Below are 16,560 nucleotides of genomic sequence, written 5' to 3'. Positions count from 1 at the left end.
AAGGAAATGACTCAGGCAGACGCGCGACAGCGCAAAGTGACCGACGCCTTCGTCAGCAAGCGTCACGAGGTGGATGTTCTCGTGATCGGCGGCGGCCCCGCCGGCACGTGGGCCGCCATCAGTGCGGCCGCCAACGGCGCGAAAGTGGTGCTGGCCGACAAGGGATATTGCGGCACGTCCGGTGCGACGGCGCCCTCGGGCACCGCTGTCTGGTATGTGCCGGACGACGGCGAGGCGCGCGAGCGTGCCAAGGCGAGCCGCTTCGAGATGGGAGGTCGCCTGGCCGAGCACGAGTGGATGGACCGGGTGCTCGCCCAAACGTGGGACAACGTCCAGCAGTTGGCCGACTGGGGCTACCCCTTCCCGGTGGACGAGCTCGGACAGTCGCAACGCACTTCCGTGCAAGGGCCGGATTACATGCGGCTCATGCGCAAACGCGTGAAGGAAAGCGGCGCGCGCATTCTCGACCACAGCCCCGCGCTGGAGCTGCTCGTTGACGACGACGGTGCGGTGGCAGGCGCCACGGGCGTCAACCGTCAGACGGGAGAGACCTGGCTGGTGCGTGCAGGCGCCGTGGTGATCGCCACCGGAGGCTGCGCCTTTCTGAGCCGCGCACTCGGCTGCAATGTCCTCACAGGGGACGGCCAGTTGATGGCGGCCGAAGCGGGTGCCGAACTGTCGGGCATGGAGTTCTCGAACGCCTACGGCCTAGGCCCCGCGTTCGCCTCCGTCACCAAGTCGATGTTCTACAAATGGGCGACCTTCTATGACGAAGACGGCCAGAAGATCGAGGGCGCCGGTTCGGCGCGCGGACGCGGTGTGATCGCTCGCGAGCTGGCCACCCGCAAGGTGTTCGGCTGCCTCGATCAAGCCGACGAGCAGGTGCGCGCGTGGATGCGTACAGCGCAGCCGAACTTCTTCCTGCCGTTCGACCGGCTCGGAATCGACCCCTTTACGCAGCATTTCCCCGTCACCCTGCGCCTGGAAGGCACGGTGCGCGGCACCGGCGGGTTGAACGTCACCGGGCGCGATTGCACGACGTCCGTCGCCGGCCTCTATGCCGCAGGAGACGCCGCCACGCGCGAGTTGATCTGCGGCGGTTTCACAGGCGGTGGCAGCCACAACGCCGCGTGGGCCATGTCGTCGGGATTCTGGGCGGGTGCCGGCGCGGCGACTTTTGCCCGAGGCAATCGTCGTGCCGCGAGCGCGTCGCTTTACCACACGGGGGGCGTGGCATTGCAGGACACGGCAGCGCACGAAGGCATCGACAGCGCACAGGTCGTTCGTGCGGTTCAGGACGAGGTCTTCCCGTTCGAGCGCAACTGGTGGCGCAGCGCCGACTTGCTGGCGGATTCGCTCGGACGGCTCGACGCCCTATGGCTACACCTGCGCACGCGTGCCCCGGCACGTCATGCGCAAGACGCCGTGCGCGCCCGTGAGGCGGCCGCCATGCTTGCCACGGCACGCTGGATGTACCGCAGCGCGCAGCACCGCACCGAGACACGCGGCATGCACCGTCGCGTTGAGTTCACCACCACCGACGACGCCCAACATCACCGGCTGCTCAGCGGCGGGCTCGACGATGTCTGGGTTCGCAAGCATCCGGTGAGCGTTCGGGAGCTCGGTTCCGTTCATTCGACGCATTCGACACCGTCGATCAGCCCGGCTCGCCCGCCGGGTCAGCCCCACGACAGCGCGTCGCCTGCCGGACGTCCCGCCTTGACCGGAGCCCTCGCATGATCGAGATCGTCAACGAAGCGCGCTGCACGGGTTGCAACATCTGCGTGCGCGCATGCCCGACCAATGTATTCGAAGCGGTCGCGGGAGGCATTCCCCGCATAGCACGGCAGGACGATTGCCAGACCTGCTTCATGTGCGAGCTCTATTGCCCCGAGGACGCGCTCTTCGTGGCCCCGCAGGCGGACCGTCCCGCGAATGCCGAAGATGCGCAAGTGCTGCGCGATGCGACCTGGGGCAGTTATCGCGACGCCCTCGGCTGGGGCCCCGGCCGGCACTCCACTGCGGCGCTCGACGCCAGTTATGTTTTGTTAACGAAGGCTCATTGATGACGAAAGACACACGATTCGACGTTTCCCGCACCCGCCGCGCATTGCTCAAGGGCGCAGCGGCTAGCGGACTGCTGCTCGCAGGCAGCGGCGTGCGCGCCGCAACCGGCAACGGCAAGACATTGCGCTTCGGCGTGATCGGCCCGGCGCGCGCCCCGGCAGCGCCCACTGGCTATGCCCTTGAGCGCGGCTATCTGCTGCGCGAGTTGGCCCCTCTCGGCTTCAAGGACGTGCGCTTCGACATGTTCTCGAACGGCCCCGATCTGAACGAGGCCTTCTTCTCCGGAACGCTCGACGTCGGCATCTACGGCGACACTCCCGCCGTGGTGGCGCGCTCGCAAGGGCTCAAGGGGCGGCTGATCGGTTTCGAAGAGATTGGTCTGGCCGGTTGGTTGCTGACACCGCGCGGTGGCGTACGCAGCGTGAAGGCGCTCGACGGCAAGACGGTAGGCGTGCCGCTCGGCTCGTACATCCATCGCTATCTGCTCGGTGTACTCGACGGTGCGGGGCTCACGGGACGCGTGCGCGTCGTGCACATGCTCGGGCGCGACGCAGGTGCCGCGCTCGAACACGGGTCCATCGGCGCCTACGCCGCGCCATCGGACCTCGGGCCGACGCTCGCTGCCCTGGGCTATCCCGTCATCGATAAAGCCACGCAACATCCCGAACTGCTGGGATCGTCGGTCATCGTGGCGTCGACAAACATACTGGGACAGGCGCCGGATCTGCCCGGCGCATGGAACCGGGCGAGGCGCGCCGCCCTGGCGGACATCGACCGCGACCCGCTCGCCTACTTCGACTTCCATCAGCGCACGAGCGGGATTCCGATCGAGACCATCAAGATCTCGCATCCCATCGCCAACTATCCCGCCGAAGTGCTTCCGCCGCCGGGCATTCAACTCCTCGACGGCGTGAAACGCTTTCTGCTCGGCAGCCGCCTGATTCGCAACGACTTCGCGTTGCAACAGTGGCAGATCTGAGGGATCAGGCGAGTCAGGCGGGTCGGGCGGGTATCGGTTGATGAAGGCAGCCCGCTCTGCGCGGGCGGGCGCTGCCTTGACGAGCTAATGACCGGCTTAAAGCGTGACGACTTCCAGAATCGCATCGGCAAACGCTTTCGGGGCTTCCTGCGGCAGGTTGTGCCCGACGCCGCCGCCGATGTCGCGATGCTGGTACTTCCCGGTGATACGCTGCCGGGGCCGGATGCGGCGCGCCGTTCGCGTCGCCCTCCATCGTGATCGTCGGCACGGCAATCGTCGGCCCGGTTGCCAGACGCTTCTCCAGTGCATCGAAGCGCGACTCGCCTTGCGCCAAGCCCAGACGCCAGCGGTAGTTGTGAATCACGATGTCGACGTGATCCGGGTTATGGAAAGCCGCGGCCGAACGCGCGTAAGTCGCATCGTCGAACGGCCATTTCGGCGAGGCCAGTTGCCAGATCAGCTTGTTGAACGCGTCGGTGTTCGCGGCGTAGCCCTTCGCACCACGCCCCGTCGCGAAGTAGAACTGATACCACCACTGCGTCGTCGTTGATGTCCGAATGTATCGGTCCGGATAGGCGACACAAACGGATTCAAAAATCCCGGCTATCGCCCCGCTATCGTTGTTTCCCTGGTGACGGACGGGCGGCCGGCCAGCGGCTCTGCCGTCCTGATGCGGTCTTACCTGACGCTGGCCACCGCGTCCAGAATGACCTTGGCGACGTCGGCGGGCGGAAGGCTCAACCAGCCGCTGGCGTCGGCCACGATATGATCGGTGCCGGGGGCCTTGGGCAGGTCTTTCGAGAGCGTATCGACCGATTGGCCGGCGTCCGGCGCGAAAGCCGAGACATACACGAGGCTAGCGACCTTGTCGTCCTTGCCCGCTTCGGTAATGACCGCGCCACCCCACGAGTGGCCGACGAGCACGACCTTGCCCGGCTGATTGTCGATGGCGTCTTATGCGTATGAGCGGCTCGATGGCAGCGGGTATTTCCGTGGCGTCGCCGGTCCGGCGTTGAGTGTGCCGCATCGCATTCTTGCCGCTGTCGTGGCGTTCGAGGCGTTGCTGGCCGAGCGTCCGTGGCGGCCGGCGCATTCGTTCGACGACGCTCCCGGCATACTCGTGCGCGACGCCAGCGCCGGGAAATTCGATCCGGAGATCGTGAGCGCTATCGTCGCGACGGCCCAGGGACAGACGGTGCGCCCGCGCACGGCGGCGTCCGACGGCAGTTCGCTCCTGTCGCCGCGCGAGCTCGATGTGCTGCGTCAGATCAGCGCCGGACTCAGTAACAAGGAGGCCGCGCGGGCACTAGCGCTCAGTCCGAGTACGGTGCGCACGCACGTCGAAAGCATCTTCCGAAAACTGGAGTGCTCGACGCGCGCCGCCGCCACGCTCAAGGCACTGACGGCAGGCATGCTCTGACGTCGGGGACTTGCCGATGGCGGCAAAATGCCGCAGTGCCCTCGCAAAACGGCAGCGGCGCGCAGCACCCGATATGCAACGCCGCATATCGATATCCGTATTCGGCCACATTCGGGCATGTCCCGCGTGATAGCATTCCGGCTTCTTCGCACACAATCCGCTGCTTCGCATGTCCCTGACCTCCCGCAAACGCCTGACTGCATGGCTCGGCCTCGCCGCCATGTGGCTTGCCGTGTGCATGCCGGTCGTCAGTCAGGTGCTCGCTGCGCACCGGACGGAGCAGGCGCGTCTGTTGGACGTGGCGTTCTGCTCGGTCGATGGCGCACCGCGCACCCTGCCGGTGGCGATGGTGGCATCGGCCCATGCGCACGACAGCGATGCCATGCATGGCGCATCCATGTCCCACACGGCGCATGAGCGTCAGGGCGATGTTTGCGGCTATTGTTCGCTGCTCGCCAATCATCCGCCGCTGGTGATGCCGGCGCTCACGGGTGCCGTATCGTTCGCGTGGATTGCCCGCGCCGGCCCGGTCGCACACACCGCTCCCGTCAGTCATCCACTCGCCTACACGCCGCCTGCGCGCGCGCCGCCTGCCGTTTCCTGATCTCGCACGTAGTCCGATGCCTCGCCACGTTCGGTGACGGCGTCGTTCATCATTCGCGCCTCATGTCCGACTGACGTTCACGCCAGCGGCATGCGCGTGCCATTGCCGTGCAGTGGCGAACGAGACGGAATCGTTGCAACATGCAGATCCCCTATTCCCAGGCGCGTGAAGCGCAACCGGCGACCGCCGCCGGGCAATACCGAACCCTCTGGCGCTGGCATTTCTACGCAGGCCTGTTCGTCATGCCGTGGCTCATGGTGCTGGCCATTACCGGCACGATCTATGTCTTCCAGCCCCAGATCGAGTCGTGGCTGTATCACGACCGCCTGATCGTGGCGGCCTCCACCGCCCCGCGACTCAGCGAACAGACGTTGATGGAACGCGCCGCGAAGGCGCTGCCCGACGGCTCGCAAATCAGCACCGTCGAAGTGAACCGGAACCCCGAGCGCAGCGCGGAATTCATCTTCCGGCTGCCCGGTGGCGAGCGTGAGAGTGTCTATCTGAATCCGTATACCGGGGCGGTGCTGGGCACGCTGAGTGTCGAGCATCGGCTGATGGCGCAAGCCCGGGCGCTGCATCGCTCGCTCATGCTGGGCAAGCCGGGCGAATTGCTAATGGAACTGGCCGGTTGCTGGACGCTGGTCATGCTCGCCACCGGCCTCGCGCTCTGGTGGCCGCGCGCGGGCGCGACTTGGGCGAACACGCTGCGTCCGCGGTTGCAGTTGCGGGGGCGTGCGTTGCTGCGCAATTTGCATGGGGTCGCGGGTCTGTGGCTGGCGGCGGGCGGACTGGCGTTCGTGCTGTCCGGGTTGCCGTGGTCCGGTTCATGGGGCGCGCAGTTCAAGGTGCTGACGTCCAAGGTCGGCATGGGGTCGCCGCCCGGGGTCTGGGGCGAAGCGCCGGTGCGCTCGCAAATCCCCGTCAAGCCGATGAAGATGGACGATTTGCCCATTGCGCAAATTCCATGGGCCGTCGGCAATACGACCGTTCCCGAATCGATGCCACCGGCCACCACCACGAACACCACCGCGAATGCCGGCGCCGACACCATGGCGGCCATGCCCGGCATGGCGAACATGGCGTCGATGCAAGGCATGAGCCAGGCGTCACAGGGAGACGGTGGCGAACACGCGGGGCATGCCGGACACGAAAGCGCCGGCGGCAGCGGTCTCACGCCCGCCAGCTTGCGCGCCCAAGGCGCACTGCCGATCGACGACGTGATGACCATCGCGTCGCGGCTCGGCGTTCAGAGCGGTTACAGCCTGGTGGTGCCGTCAAAGCCGGACGGCGTCTATACCGTCTCTTACTTCCCGGCCGATCCGAAAGCGGAGCGCACCATTCACCTCGATCAGTACAGCGGCAAGGTGCTACGCGACATCGATTACAACGCCTACGGTGCCGTCGCGCAGGCCGTCTCCTATGGGACCGCGCTGCACATGGGCCGCTATTTCGGCTTGGCCAACCAGTGGTTATGCGCGTTGATTTCGATGGGACTGTTCGCGATGGCCGTGACCGGTGCCGTGATGTGGTGGATGCGCCGCCCGGCACGTTCGCTCGGCGCACCGTCGCGCGCGCAATCGCGCCCGCCCATGCGCGGCTGGACGGTCGGCATGATCGCGCTCGGCTGCGTCTTCCCATTGATGGGCGCGACGATGGCGCTGGTCTGGGCGGGCGATCGTGCGGTGTTCAGGCAACGCTAGCGAGGCAGGTAGCCAGATGGCGAGATCGTGAGATCGCACCAGCGAACGAAAACTCATTCCGGGTTGGCGTTCCACAACCTCAGATTGCCGAGGCTGGCCGCGAGCTTCAGGCGTGCGATCTGCCATTTGGATACCGCCAGCACACGCTGTTTGCGCGCGTCCGCGAGCGACGTCTGGGCATTGAGTAGTTCGGCAAAAGTACCAACCCCTTCCTTGTAGCGCCCCCTTGCCATGTCTAGCGCTCGTTGCGCGTCGTCGAGAAGGTCGCGGGAGTTGGCGAGGTTGGCCGAGTCGGTTTGCACGGCGTGATAGCTGCGCCACACGTCCAGCGATACCTGCAACTCGGTGTCGTGCAGCGCGGCCGCTTGCGCGTCCACCTGCGCCCTCGCCTGCGCGACCCGGTAGCCGGATCCAAACCCCTCGAACAGGGGAATCGTCAACTGCACGCCGATCATGCTGCCCCGGCTGCGCGTCATCGGCACGGACTGCGGTTGCTGCTTGTACGACGGATCGTTCTGCCTAAGACTGCCGACGAGCGAGAGGGTCGGCCGATCCTGCACGCGGGCCGCGTCGACGCTGGCATGCGCGGCATCGAGCTTCGCCCTCGCGGCGATGAGATTCGGCTGCCGCCGCTTCGCTTCGTCGATCAACTGGTCGATGCCGTCACCGATCTCATCAGCCACCTCGGCGTCGAATTCCCGGGGCACGATTTGCAGGGGGACATTCACGTCTCGCCCGATGGCGACGGCAAGTGCGCCCGTTGCCGCGCGTGCGTTCCCCTCTGCGCTGACGCGATCAAGCACCGCGCGCCGGTAGCTGGTGCGGGCCTGTAGCTGATCGGCAAGCGTTCCTGCGCCTGCTTCGTGTCTGGCGCCGGTTTCGGCAAGGCTCTCACGGGCGATGGCTTCCGTGCGCTGCGCGGCGTCGAGCGACGCTTGCGCGTCGCGAAGCGTGTAGAACGCCTGTGCCGTATTGAAGAACACCGTCTGAAGCGTGCCGTCCTGAGTCGCGTTGGCCGCCGCGAGCAGCGCGCGGGCCTGACGCCGTGCGGCGTCGCGCTTGCCGAAGTCGAACAGCACCCAACTGAAGTCCAACGCGCCATACCTGCTCGACGTGTTCTGCGACCGGCGGATCGAGCCCGCGCCGAATGTGCTGTGGTCGTAGGTGGTGGACAACGTATTGCGTTGCGTCCCGACGGTTGCATTCAACGTCGGCAAGTACGCAGCCGTCGCCAGGCCGAGCGCGGCGGCTTGTGCCCGCGCTTCAGCCCAGGCCCGACGCGCCTGCGGATGGGTGCAGACGGCCAGCAGGATCGCGTCGTCGAGCTCAAGAGGGCGCGCATCGGACAGCCGGGGGCACGGAACGCCACCGAGAAGCCGCGCGGCCGGGGTCTCCGACACATCGTCACGCGTGAGGAACACGTCGAGGCGCTGTGCCTGAGCCTCGGGAACCGCCACCAATGCGACAGCTGACAGTGCAAAAAGAACCTGACGTTTCATTGACCGCTCGGCCCTCTCTGCCCGTCGGGCACCACCGTTTCCGACGCGGCACGCGTGCGGTCGAAGGCGATTCGTCCACCGTCGAGCAACACCACACGGTCAGCCGACGCGATCGTCTCCGGCCGATGCGCGACAATCACGCGCGTCATGCACAGCGCGCCGACCGCCGCATTGACCTGCCTTTCGCGCGCGAGGTCGAGATGGCTTGTCGCCTCGTCGAGCACCAGTATCCTTGGCCGCTTGTATAGCGCACGGGCCAGCAGTACCCGCTGTTTCTGGCCACCGGACAGCACCGTTCCCATGTCGCCGACCAGCGTGTTGTAGCCCATCGGCATCGCCACAATGTCCTCATGCACCGCGGCAAGCCTCGCGCATTCGGCAATCCACCGGTGATCGGCATCCGGATCGAAGAAGCTGACGTTGTCGGCAATCGAGCCGGCGAACAGCACGTCGTCCTGCAACACGGTGCCGACGAGCGTTCGAAGCCTGTCCAGGCCCAGCCTGCCGGCGTCGATGCCGCCGATCCGCACGATGCCCGCAGTGGGTTCGAGTGCGCCGAGCAACACGTTGACGAGCGTCGTCTTGCCGCAGCCTGACGGCCCCACCAGCGCGACCGATTCGCCCTCCGCTATCGAGAGCGACACGCCGTCGAGCACCCAGGGCTCACCGTCTGCATAGCGAAAGCCGATCGCGTCGAACTCGATGCTCGCCGTCAGCGCTTCGGCCTCGCCCGGCACGTGGCGCAGGCTCGTGTCGGATTCCGGTGGCGTGAATACGATGTCGGCCAGCCGCTCACCTTGCAACTGCAACATTCTGATCTCGAAGCATTTGTCGATGAGGCTGCCCACCCGGCTGTCGAATTGCCCCTTGTAGGCAGTAAACGCCATGAGTACGCCGACCGTGAACTGTCCGTCCATCACCATCCGCGCGCCGAGCCAGATAACTAGAATGCCCGCGGCGCCGAACAGCAGTCCATTGACTTGCTGATAGAGCAGATGCAGCTTTTGCATGTGCAAGCCGGCATTGATCTCCTCGACGAGCAGCGACAACCAGCTCGCACGGCGCTGGTTCTGCCGGTTGAACAGCTTGATTGCCTTGACACCGCGTACGGTTTCGAGGAAATGGCTTTGCTGCTTGGCCGCACGCACGATCTGCTCCTGCGTCGCGTGCCGAAGCGGGCGATACCACAGCCAGCGCAGCAGCGCGTACAGCGCCATCGTCGCGAGCGCCACGCAACCGAGCATGCGGCTGTAGACGAACATCATGGCGAGCGTGACGATGGTCATCAAGCCGTCGATCACCGCGCTCAGGAACGATGTGGTGAGCGTCTGCTGGATTCCGTCAATCGAGCCGAAACGCGACACAACGTCGCCAAGATGGCGCCGCTCGAAGTACCCCACGGGAAGACTAAGCAGATGGGTGAAGACATTGGCGCGCCACTGCACGTTGAGCGTCGTCCCGAAATACATCAGCACCCACGTGCGGATGGCGCTTGTCGCCTGCTGCATCAACAGCAACAAGCCAAAGCCGAGTGCGAGCACCGTGAGCAGATCCCGGTCGGCACTGACGATCGCCTCGTCGATCACCCACTGCATGAAGAACGGTTGCACCAGAGCGAACACCTCAAGCGCCAGCGCAAGGATCAGCACTTGACCGAGTGAGCGTGACACCCCCGACACGGGGCCCAGCAACTGGCGCAGCCTGACCGGCGGCGCCTCGTCGCGCGGCGCGAAACGGTTCGTCGGCCACAGTTCCAGTGCGACGCCGGTAAACGAACGCGACAGCTCGTCGAGTGGCACTTTGCGGATCCCCTGCGCGGGATCGTAGATCAACGCACCTTTGCTGCCGACCTCCTTCAACACCACGAAATGGTTGAAATTCCAGTGCAGAATGCACGGCACGCGCAATTGACCGAGTTGATCGAGATCGAGCGTCAGCGCACGGGTGCCGAGATCGAGTTGTTGGGCGATCTCGATGACGCGGGCGAGGTCGGCCCCTTTGAGCGAAACGGGAAAACGACCGCGCAGCGCCGCGAGATCCACGTGGTGGCCGTGATAGCCCGTGATCATCGCGAGGCATGCGAGCCCGCATTCCGTGGCTTCAGTCTGCAGGAGTATGGGGAGCTTGCGAGCCACGCCGAACGAGAGGCGATCGAGAAAGGGCATGCGGGAGCAGAAGGATTAGAGTTTGCCCGTCAGGCTATATAGCGGCTCAAGCACCCACTCATACAGGCGCCGGCGCTCGCGAAGAATATCGGCTTGAAGCGCCATGCCAGCCTGGAGCGGCTGCGGCTTGCCGTAAGCGGTGACGTTTTGCGAATCGAGGGTTGCGCTCACCCGGTAAAAAGCGTGGCCGCCGCGCGGGTCGTTGGAGAGCATGCCGCCGGTCGACAGTTCGACGGCAGACAGGGCCGTGCGCGCAATCGAGGTCACTCGCGCGTGGTACTGGCCGAATTTCTGGTACGGAAAGGCCTGATAGCGAACCCGCACCCGGTCGCCGACGCGCACGAAACCGACGGCCTCACTTGGCAAGAACAAGTGAACGTGCCAACGCGCGCCGTCTGGAACGATGCTTGCGGCGGGGTGTGCGGTATCGACCATCTGCCCCGGCTCGGCAATTGCGGCAGTCACAAGACCGGCTTCGGGGGCGGTCACGACAAGCTCGCGACGGGCCTCGCTCTCGATCATTGTCTGATCGACATCGATCACGCTTCGTGTTGCCTGGGATAACTGGTTCTGATGTCTGAGCGCGAGACCGGCGAGCGTATTCACGGTCTCCTTGAGTGACTGATTCACATTGGCGCGCTCGCGACGCAGGCCGAGCAGCCTCGACTGCTGGTCGAGCAGATCTGCCTGTCGCTGCTGAAGCTGATCGGTGGAAATGTAGTCCTGCGCGAGCAAGCGACGGTAGCGCGCAACCCCGTCGGCGGCAATCGATGCGCGCTCGCTTTGACTGGCAAGCTGATCGTCAAGACGCGCCGACTCGGCGCGCAGACTGGCGAGTTTCGCCTGCAGCGTGTCGCGTTCGTCCCGCTGCAACGCGCGAGTCTTGTCGATCTCCTGAAGAAGCGAAATTCTGCGCTGGCGGGCCTGCTCGATGAGCGCAGCCTGAGTGCGACCCTGCGCTGAACTGTGCAGCTCGGTAGACACGATATAGAGCACCGCCCCGCGCGCCACGCGGTGTCCCTCGGTCACGACTTTGCGCAGCACGATGCCGGGTTGTTGAGCGTAGACCTTGACAAGGCCTGCGTCGGGTACCACCACGCCTTCGACGGTGGTCCGGCGCGTGTAGCTGCCAAACACAAACAGCAACGCGACGGCAGTTGCCATACAAGCCGCCGCAACCGTCAGGACCGTAAACGACACCGGACGCAGAAGAACGATTTTGCCAAGCGTCGACGTGCGATGTGCCTGTTCGGCTTCGGCTCGAAACAAAGGGGAATTGAGACGCATGAAATCCGGAGCGGCCGCCCAAGCAGCCGAATACGATTCGGCAATCGCCGAATGCCTGCGACGCCATATGCACAGAGAGTCTGGTGGCTACGGGGCAGTATTTCCTGCCCCGGCAACCCCAGCGATTTCAGTTCACTTTATCGCTGTCATGAAATATGTTTCGGAAAGTATCCTGGCATTCAGAATTCGGACATTGAGGGTACTTCGGCGTACAAACCCACCTGGTCTCCGTCTCTTGCCTCGTACGTTTGCACACGACAGCGCCACATTGATTTGCCCCCGCAACCGCAGAAATTTCCTGCTGATCCATCTCTCTCATGGCATTCAACCCCTAAGTAATAAACACGATGAACGTCTTACAGACCGGGGGGCAAATTGATACTACACATAATGCAAAATCGTCAGTCATACGAACCGGAGAATTCACCCCCGGAAATTCATCAAAATATTTCCAAAAAATCCATGAAATTGAGCTTCAATGCATTGGCAACCTTGTCGCTGCAGCGCATTGCGATGCAGATGCCCGAGTCGTTCCCGGATTGCCGAAACAATTCACTGTTTGAGTCATTTCCCTTGCCACGATACCGCTCGATGAAAGTCTGAGGTATGTCAGATACCGTAGGCGAAGCACAATGTAACGCGCGGAGATTTCGCTATTGCAGATCACTATCGATGAATGAATTCAAGGATGGTTCGGTACATACGTAACCAGGACATTCAAATTCAGGAGCCGCTGGTTCACAAACCCATATTCTCCAACGGGCGTCCCATTTGCATATCACTATGCCGTTATTCGTTGCGCCTGAAATCTCATGAAGTTCATGGCTGGCGATATCTCTCATCGCATTTACCCCCGATAAATTGTCAATTTAACGGTTTCGACATCAGCTGCTGATTTCATGCTGCCCACAACCCAAATCGCCGGCAATCTTTGCCCACGATGCATAGCGATCACCGCACTGCCATCTCACACGTTCAGGAACGCCTCCGGGATAAGAAACGATATCCCCTGATCCTGAACGCCGTTCAATAGATAGGAGCCGGCCAGCGTACCGGCAAGTCCCCCGTAGATATAACCGGCAGCGCCACCTGCTATCGCTCCCGTAAGCGTTCCAATGCCGGGGAATGCCGATCCGAGAGCTGCGCCGATGGATACGCCAAGTTTTGCGCCATATGCCTGCCCCGCCACGCGCCCCGCGAGTCCACCCATCACAGTTCCCGTGAGTCCTGCACCTGAAACCACGGCAATCTCATTCTCGGCAAGATCTCTCACTATGTAGAACTCCTAAAAATTTTACAGATTGATGAATGTCGCTTTCGAGTACCCAAATGCATGTTACGTGAAATGAAAAATCGTTCGTAGCACGAGGCGGGCGATCCAGACCGGGCAGTCCATCAACATTGACAACAAGGCCTATCGGATTAAGCTTCAATGCGTCGGCAGCCTTGCGTCGCGGCACATTGCGGCACCACGTATCGAATCGTTCGAGGACTTTCCATGCATTTCGCTGTTTCAGGCATTTCCCAGCCCGAGGTAACGCTCGATGAGGACACCGGCTTCGTCGCCCCCTATTTGCGTGAGATGCGCCAGGCCGTTGACGCACAGGCGCCAGCCAATCCCAATCTCACGATCAGCGGCAGTGGCGCGTTGCCTTGCGTCTTTCCCTATACCGATTTCGCGACGTCCGCCATTGCCACCGCAACGCTCGCCGTTGCCGGGCTGACGACCGGTGCCGCCGGCGATTACGGTTTAGGGGCAAACGCCGCGTGTCCGCAAGTGAATGTCGACCGACGGTTGGCGTCGTTCTGGTTTCAGACGTCACTACGCCCACAAGGATGGTCGTCGCCGCCGCTGTGGGATCCGATTGCGGGCGACTACCCGACGGCCGACGGCTGGATTCGTCTGCATACGAACGCACCGCATCACCGTGCCGCTGCGCTGGCCGTGCTCGGGGTCGAGGCGCAGCGCGAAGCCGTCGCGCGCGTTGTCGCCACATGGCAGGCCGATGCTCTGGAGACGGCCGTCGTCGCCCAAGGCGGATGTGCGGCCGCGATGCGCTCCCTTGCGCAGTGGGATGCCCATCCGCAGGGGGGCGCCGTGGCAACGGAACCGCTGCTGCATTGGGAGACGTTCGATGCGGGATCTGCGCCAGACACGCGTCGCAACACCGGCACGTGGACGCCGTTACGGGAGCGTCCGCTCAGCGGCATTCGTGTGCTGGACTTGACCCGTATTCTCGCGGGGCCTACGGCGACACGCTTTCTCGCGGGATTCGGCGCGCAGGTGCTGCGCATCGATCCGCCAAACTGGGACGAGCCGGGCACGGTGCCGGAGGTAGTGCTTGGCAAGCGCTGCGCGCGGCTCGATCTGAAACAGCCGCAAGGACGGGCTACGCTCGAAGGGTTGCTGCGCGACGCGGACATCGTCGTCCATGGCTATCGTCCCGACGCACTTGAGCATCTCGGCCTGGGCGCGGCGCGTCGTCGCGAACTCAATCCCTCGTTGATCGACGTTTCGCTCGACGCCTATGGCTGGCAAGGGCCGTGGCACACACGACGCGGCTTCGACAGTCTGGTGCAGATGAGCGCCGGTATCGCCGACGCGGGGATGCGCGCCGCGGGGGCGCAACGCCCGGTGCCGCTCCCCGGGCAAGGCATCGATTACGCAACGGGGTACCTGATGGCAGCCGCGGCAGTCCATGCGCTGGCGCTTCGTCAGACGCAGGGGGTCGGGGCCACCGTGCGCGCCTCGCTAGCTCGCACCGCGCGCTTGCTCGTGACGCATCGCACGCCGGAAAACCCGCCCTCGCCCTTGGCGGAGGAGACGCCTGACGATCTTTCGTCGCGAATCGAGGATACGTCGTGGGGCCCGGTGCGCCGTGTCGCCACACCGATGTCGATGACGGGGACGCCCGTCGACTGGGCGCTGCCTGCGATGGCGCTGGGCACGGCAACGCCGATGTGGGCTTGATCGGGCTCAGGCAGCCGTCATCGGGACACGATCCGCGGCGAATCTTCCGTGGATCGTCTTGGGGCGCGCGGAACTGTGGCGCCCTATTCCATGGCGCGACGCCGCGCCTGCCGAGCCACATTCAACTGACGCTCCGCCTGACTCAACAGCACCGAGATATTGGTGGGGACACGGTTCGCCTCGAACATCGCGGGATCGGACAACGCGATGCCGAAGCTCGCGGAGAGCGGCAGCACCTCACCATTCGTCAGCGTCAGCGCCGTGGCTTCGATGCGTCCGCGCAGCAGTTCCGCGAACTGTCGTGCGCGCGAGGCGTCGAGCACGCGCGCGAGCATCACAAAACCATCCGCCCCCAGTCGGGCAACGAGGTCGCCCGGCTGGCACGTGTTCAGGCACACTGCGCCCACGCGACGAAGAACGTCGTCGCCCACACTGTGACCCCAGTTGGCGTTGATCTGCGTGAAATTATCGATATCGAACTTGATCAGCGCGACCTGCCCGGGCGTCGCCATCGCACACAAGGCCTGCGCCTGACGCTCGAAAGTGTGCCAGTTCATCAAATGCGTGAGCGGGTCCGTGTCTGCCGTCATCTCCAGCTCGCCCAACAGCCGCGCGCGCTCGCGCCGCAGTTGCACCAACTCGACGGTGTTCTGCCGCAACACGCGCAAGGCATCGAACACGGCGCTCACTTGCGGCCGACGCATCGGCAAGCCCTCGCCCGGCACCGTGGCGTCGAGATTGCCCTGCGCCAGCGCGTTGACGAAACGCGTAGCGGCCTCGAACGGTTGCACGACGGTGCGCCGGAAATTGCGCAGCACCACAAAGAGCACCAGCACCAGAATGCACTCGGCCACTGCCGTGAAGATCATGAGGTGGAGCGCGCGCGAGCGTTGCGAATCCACTTCGTGTTGCGCCAGCGTCAGCATGCGGTCGCGGAAATCGGTGATGGCGCGCATCGTCGGCACATAGTGACTGGCGAACTCCGCCGTCGTCAGCGATGTCGCCCGAGGCTGGGAGGCCAGCGTGCGCACTGTCGCCACGTAATGCAGCCCGGCGGCAAAGTACTGGGAATTCAGTGCGTTAAGCGTATCGGGGCCAAGCTCATGCGGCTCGATCACCCGCGACGTCATCATGTCGTGCAGTTGGTCGATACGCCCGAGCGTGCGCTCGATGGTGCGTTGGTCGGCTTCGGTGAGCCTCTGCCGGGTGGCAAGGGCTGCCGTGAAGTTCGAGCCGAGTTGCCCGGCGTACTCGCGCAGATCGGCAGCAAAGCGGGCGAGGATGAGGTAAGGGAGCGCGCCGGGGGCACCGCGAGACACGATATCGATGCGTGACGTCACCACGGGCGTGAAGTCGGCAATGACGCGGACCATGCGCTCGACGGCCTCGCGCACCGCCGCGTCACTGCGCATTTCGCGTGGGCTCTGCACCAGCAAATCGACGTTCGCACTCGCCGCCGCGAGATCGAGTCGCGCCCGTTCGACGGCGCGCAGACTAAAACCGCATTGATCGCATCGGTCTGGCGAGAGCGCCGCGAGCAGTTCCTGAAGACGCGCATTGGTCGTTTCGCGGGCGTTGTGCAACGCGGCGACGGAATCGACCGGGAGTGGGAGGTCAGCGCCGAGCACCGCATTGGCAGGGCCGCGCTCGGCAGACGCCTTCTCCATCGCGATCAGCGTGGCGCGCAACGCGTCGAGCGCGAACTCAGCCTCGCTAGCCCGCCGGTACGTTCCCCAAGCCAACGTCAGCAGGCCGCCGCTAAGCGCGGCGACAATGCAGACAACGGCAAGATTCTGTAGCCGGAGGCGACCAGAGAGTGAGAGAGCCGGAAATAACTTGCGCATCATTGACGATGACACCGTCGGCCA

General features: G+C 64.3%; 12 protein-coding genes and 2 pseudogenes. 7 read left to right on the top strand and 7 right to left on the bottom strand.

Features of this window, described 5'->3' with window-relative positions:
• Nucleotides 1–6 precede the first annotated feature (6 nt).
• From ACIPHM_RS00780 to ACIPHM_RS00770, 3 genes are read left to right on the top strand one after another with little or no spacing between them, the layout of a single operon-like run.
• A complete protein-coding gene (locus ACIPHM_RS00780) occupies nucleotides 7–1,740 on the top strand; it encodes an FAD-binding protein (RefSeq protein WP_400323365.1) in 1,734 nt (577 codons plus the stop codon).
• A complete protein-coding gene (locus ACIPHM_RS00775; protein WP_400323362.1) occupies nucleotides 1,737–2,066 on the top strand; it encodes a 4Fe-4S binding protein in 330 nt (109 codons plus the stop codon). Before ACIPHM_RS00780 ends, ACIPHM_RS00775 begins: the two co-directional genes overlap by 4 nt.
• Nucleotides 2,066–3,046, top strand: a complete 981-nt coding sequence (locus ACIPHM_RS00770) for an ABC transporter substrate-binding protein (RefSeq protein ID WP_400323359.1) — start codon at nucleotides 2,066–2,068, stop codon at nucleotides 3,044–3,046. The genes ACIPHM_RS00775 and ACIPHM_RS00770 overlap by 1 nt, the downstream gene beginning before the upstream one ends.
• 96 nt (nucleotides 3,047–3,142) lie before the next feature.
• On the opposite strand, the pseudogene ACIPHM_RS00765 reads toward ACIPHM_RS00770, so the two are convergent.
• A pseudogene (locus ACIPHM_RS00765) lies at nucleotides 3,143–3,581 on the bottom strand (alpha/beta hydrolase); the annotation flags it as partial.
• A gap of 176 nt (nucleotides 3,582–3,757) precedes the next feature.
• Nucleotides 3,758–3,997 (bottom strand): annotated as a pseudogene (locus ACIPHM_RS00760) (alpha/beta fold hydrolase); the annotation flags it as partial.
• Here ACIPHM_RS00760 and ACIPHM_RS00755 point away from each other — a divergent pair.
• From ACIPHM_RS00755 to ACIPHM_RS00745, 3 genes are all read left to right on the top strand, one after another.
• A complete protein-coding gene (locus ACIPHM_RS00755) occupies nucleotides 3,993–4,466 on the top strand; it encodes a LuxR C-terminal-related transcriptional regulator (RefSeq protein ID WP_400323356.1) in 474 nt (157 codons plus the stop codon). The pseudogene ACIPHM_RS00760 and the gene ACIPHM_RS00755 sit on opposite strands and share 5 nt — an antisense overlap.
• Before the next feature lie 169 nt (nucleotides 4,467–4,635).
• Nucleotides 4,636–5,070 carry a DUF2946 domain-containing protein gene (locus tag ACIPHM_RS00750; RefSeq protein WP_400323353.1) on the top strand — a complete coding sequence of 145 codons (435 nt, stop codon included), beginning with the start codon at nucleotides 4,636–4,638 and terminating at the stop codon, nucleotides 5,068–5,070.
• A 140-nt stretch (nucleotides 5,071–5,210) separates the two neighbouring features.
• Nucleotides 5,211–6,770 carry a PepSY-associated TM helix domain-containing protein gene (locus ACIPHM_RS00745; RefSeq protein WP_400323350.1) on the top strand — a complete coding sequence of 520 codons (1,560 nt, stop codon included), beginning with the start codon at nucleotides 5,211–5,213 and terminating at the stop codon, nucleotides 6,768–6,770.
• A 53-nt stretch (nucleotides 6,771–6,823) separates the two neighbouring features.
• Here ACIPHM_RS00745 and ACIPHM_RS00740 read toward each other — a convergent pair whose 3' ends face one another.
• The 4 genes from ACIPHM_RS00740 to ACIPHM_RS00725 form a co-directional block, all read right to left on the bottom strand.
• Nucleotides 6,824–8,269: a TolC family protein gene (locus tag ACIPHM_RS00740; RefSeq protein WP_400323347.1), complete on the bottom strand. Its 1,446-nt coding sequence runs from the start codon at nucleotides 8,267–8,269 to the stop codon at nucleotides 6,824–6,826.
• Nucleotides 8,266–10,434 (bottom strand): peptidase domain-containing ABC transporter, encoded by a 2,169-nt coding sequence (locus ACIPHM_RS00735; RefSeq protein WP_400323344.1) that lies wholly within the window; start codon nucleotides 10,432–10,434, stop codon nucleotides 8,266–8,268. The genes ACIPHM_RS00740 and ACIPHM_RS00735 overlap by 4 nt, the downstream gene beginning before the upstream one ends.
• A 15-nt stretch (nucleotides 10,435–10,449) precedes the next feature.
• Nucleotides 10,450–11,721: an HlyD family secretion protein gene (locus ACIPHM_RS00730; RefSeq protein ID WP_400323341.1), complete on the bottom strand. Its 1,272-nt coding sequence runs from the start codon at nucleotides 11,719–11,721 to the stop codon at nucleotides 10,450–10,452.
• A 967-nt stretch (nucleotides 11,722–12,688) separates the two neighbouring features.
• Nucleotides 12,689–12,994, bottom strand: a complete 306-nt coding sequence (locus ACIPHM_RS00725; RefSeq protein ID WP_400323338.1) for a hypothetical protein — start codon at nucleotides 12,992–12,994, stop codon at nucleotides 12,689–12,691.
• 309 nt (nucleotides 12,995–13,303) lie between these two features.
• Between ACIPHM_RS00725 and ACIPHM_RS00720 the strand changes: the two genes are divergently transcribed.
• A complete protein-coding gene (locus tag ACIPHM_RS00720) occupies nucleotides 13,304–14,692 on the top strand; it encodes a CoA transferase (RefSeq protein ID WP_400324282.1) in 1,389 nt (462 codons plus the stop codon).
• A gap of 83 nt (nucleotides 14,693–14,775) precedes the next feature.
• Here ACIPHM_RS00720 and ACIPHM_RS00715 read toward each other — a convergent pair whose 3' ends face one another.
• The gene (locus ACIPHM_RS00715; protein ID WP_400323335.1) at nucleotides 14,776–16,434 is read right to left on the bottom strand and encodes a diguanylate cyclase domain-containing protein; all 1,659 of its coding nucleotides are present in this window, start codon (nucleotides 16,432–16,434) and stop codon (nucleotides 14,776–14,778) included.
• Nucleotides 16,435–16,560: the final 126 nt, after the last annotated feature.

Origin of the sequence: Pandoraea sp. NPDC087047 (assembly GCF_044745225.1) — a bacterium.
Taxonomy (GTDB): domain Bacteria; phylum Pseudomonadota; class Gammaproteobacteria; order Burkholderiales; family Burkholderiaceae; genus Pandoraea.
Note: the sequence above shows the minus strand (reverse complement) of the source record. Positions and strands in the feature narration are given on the sequence as shown.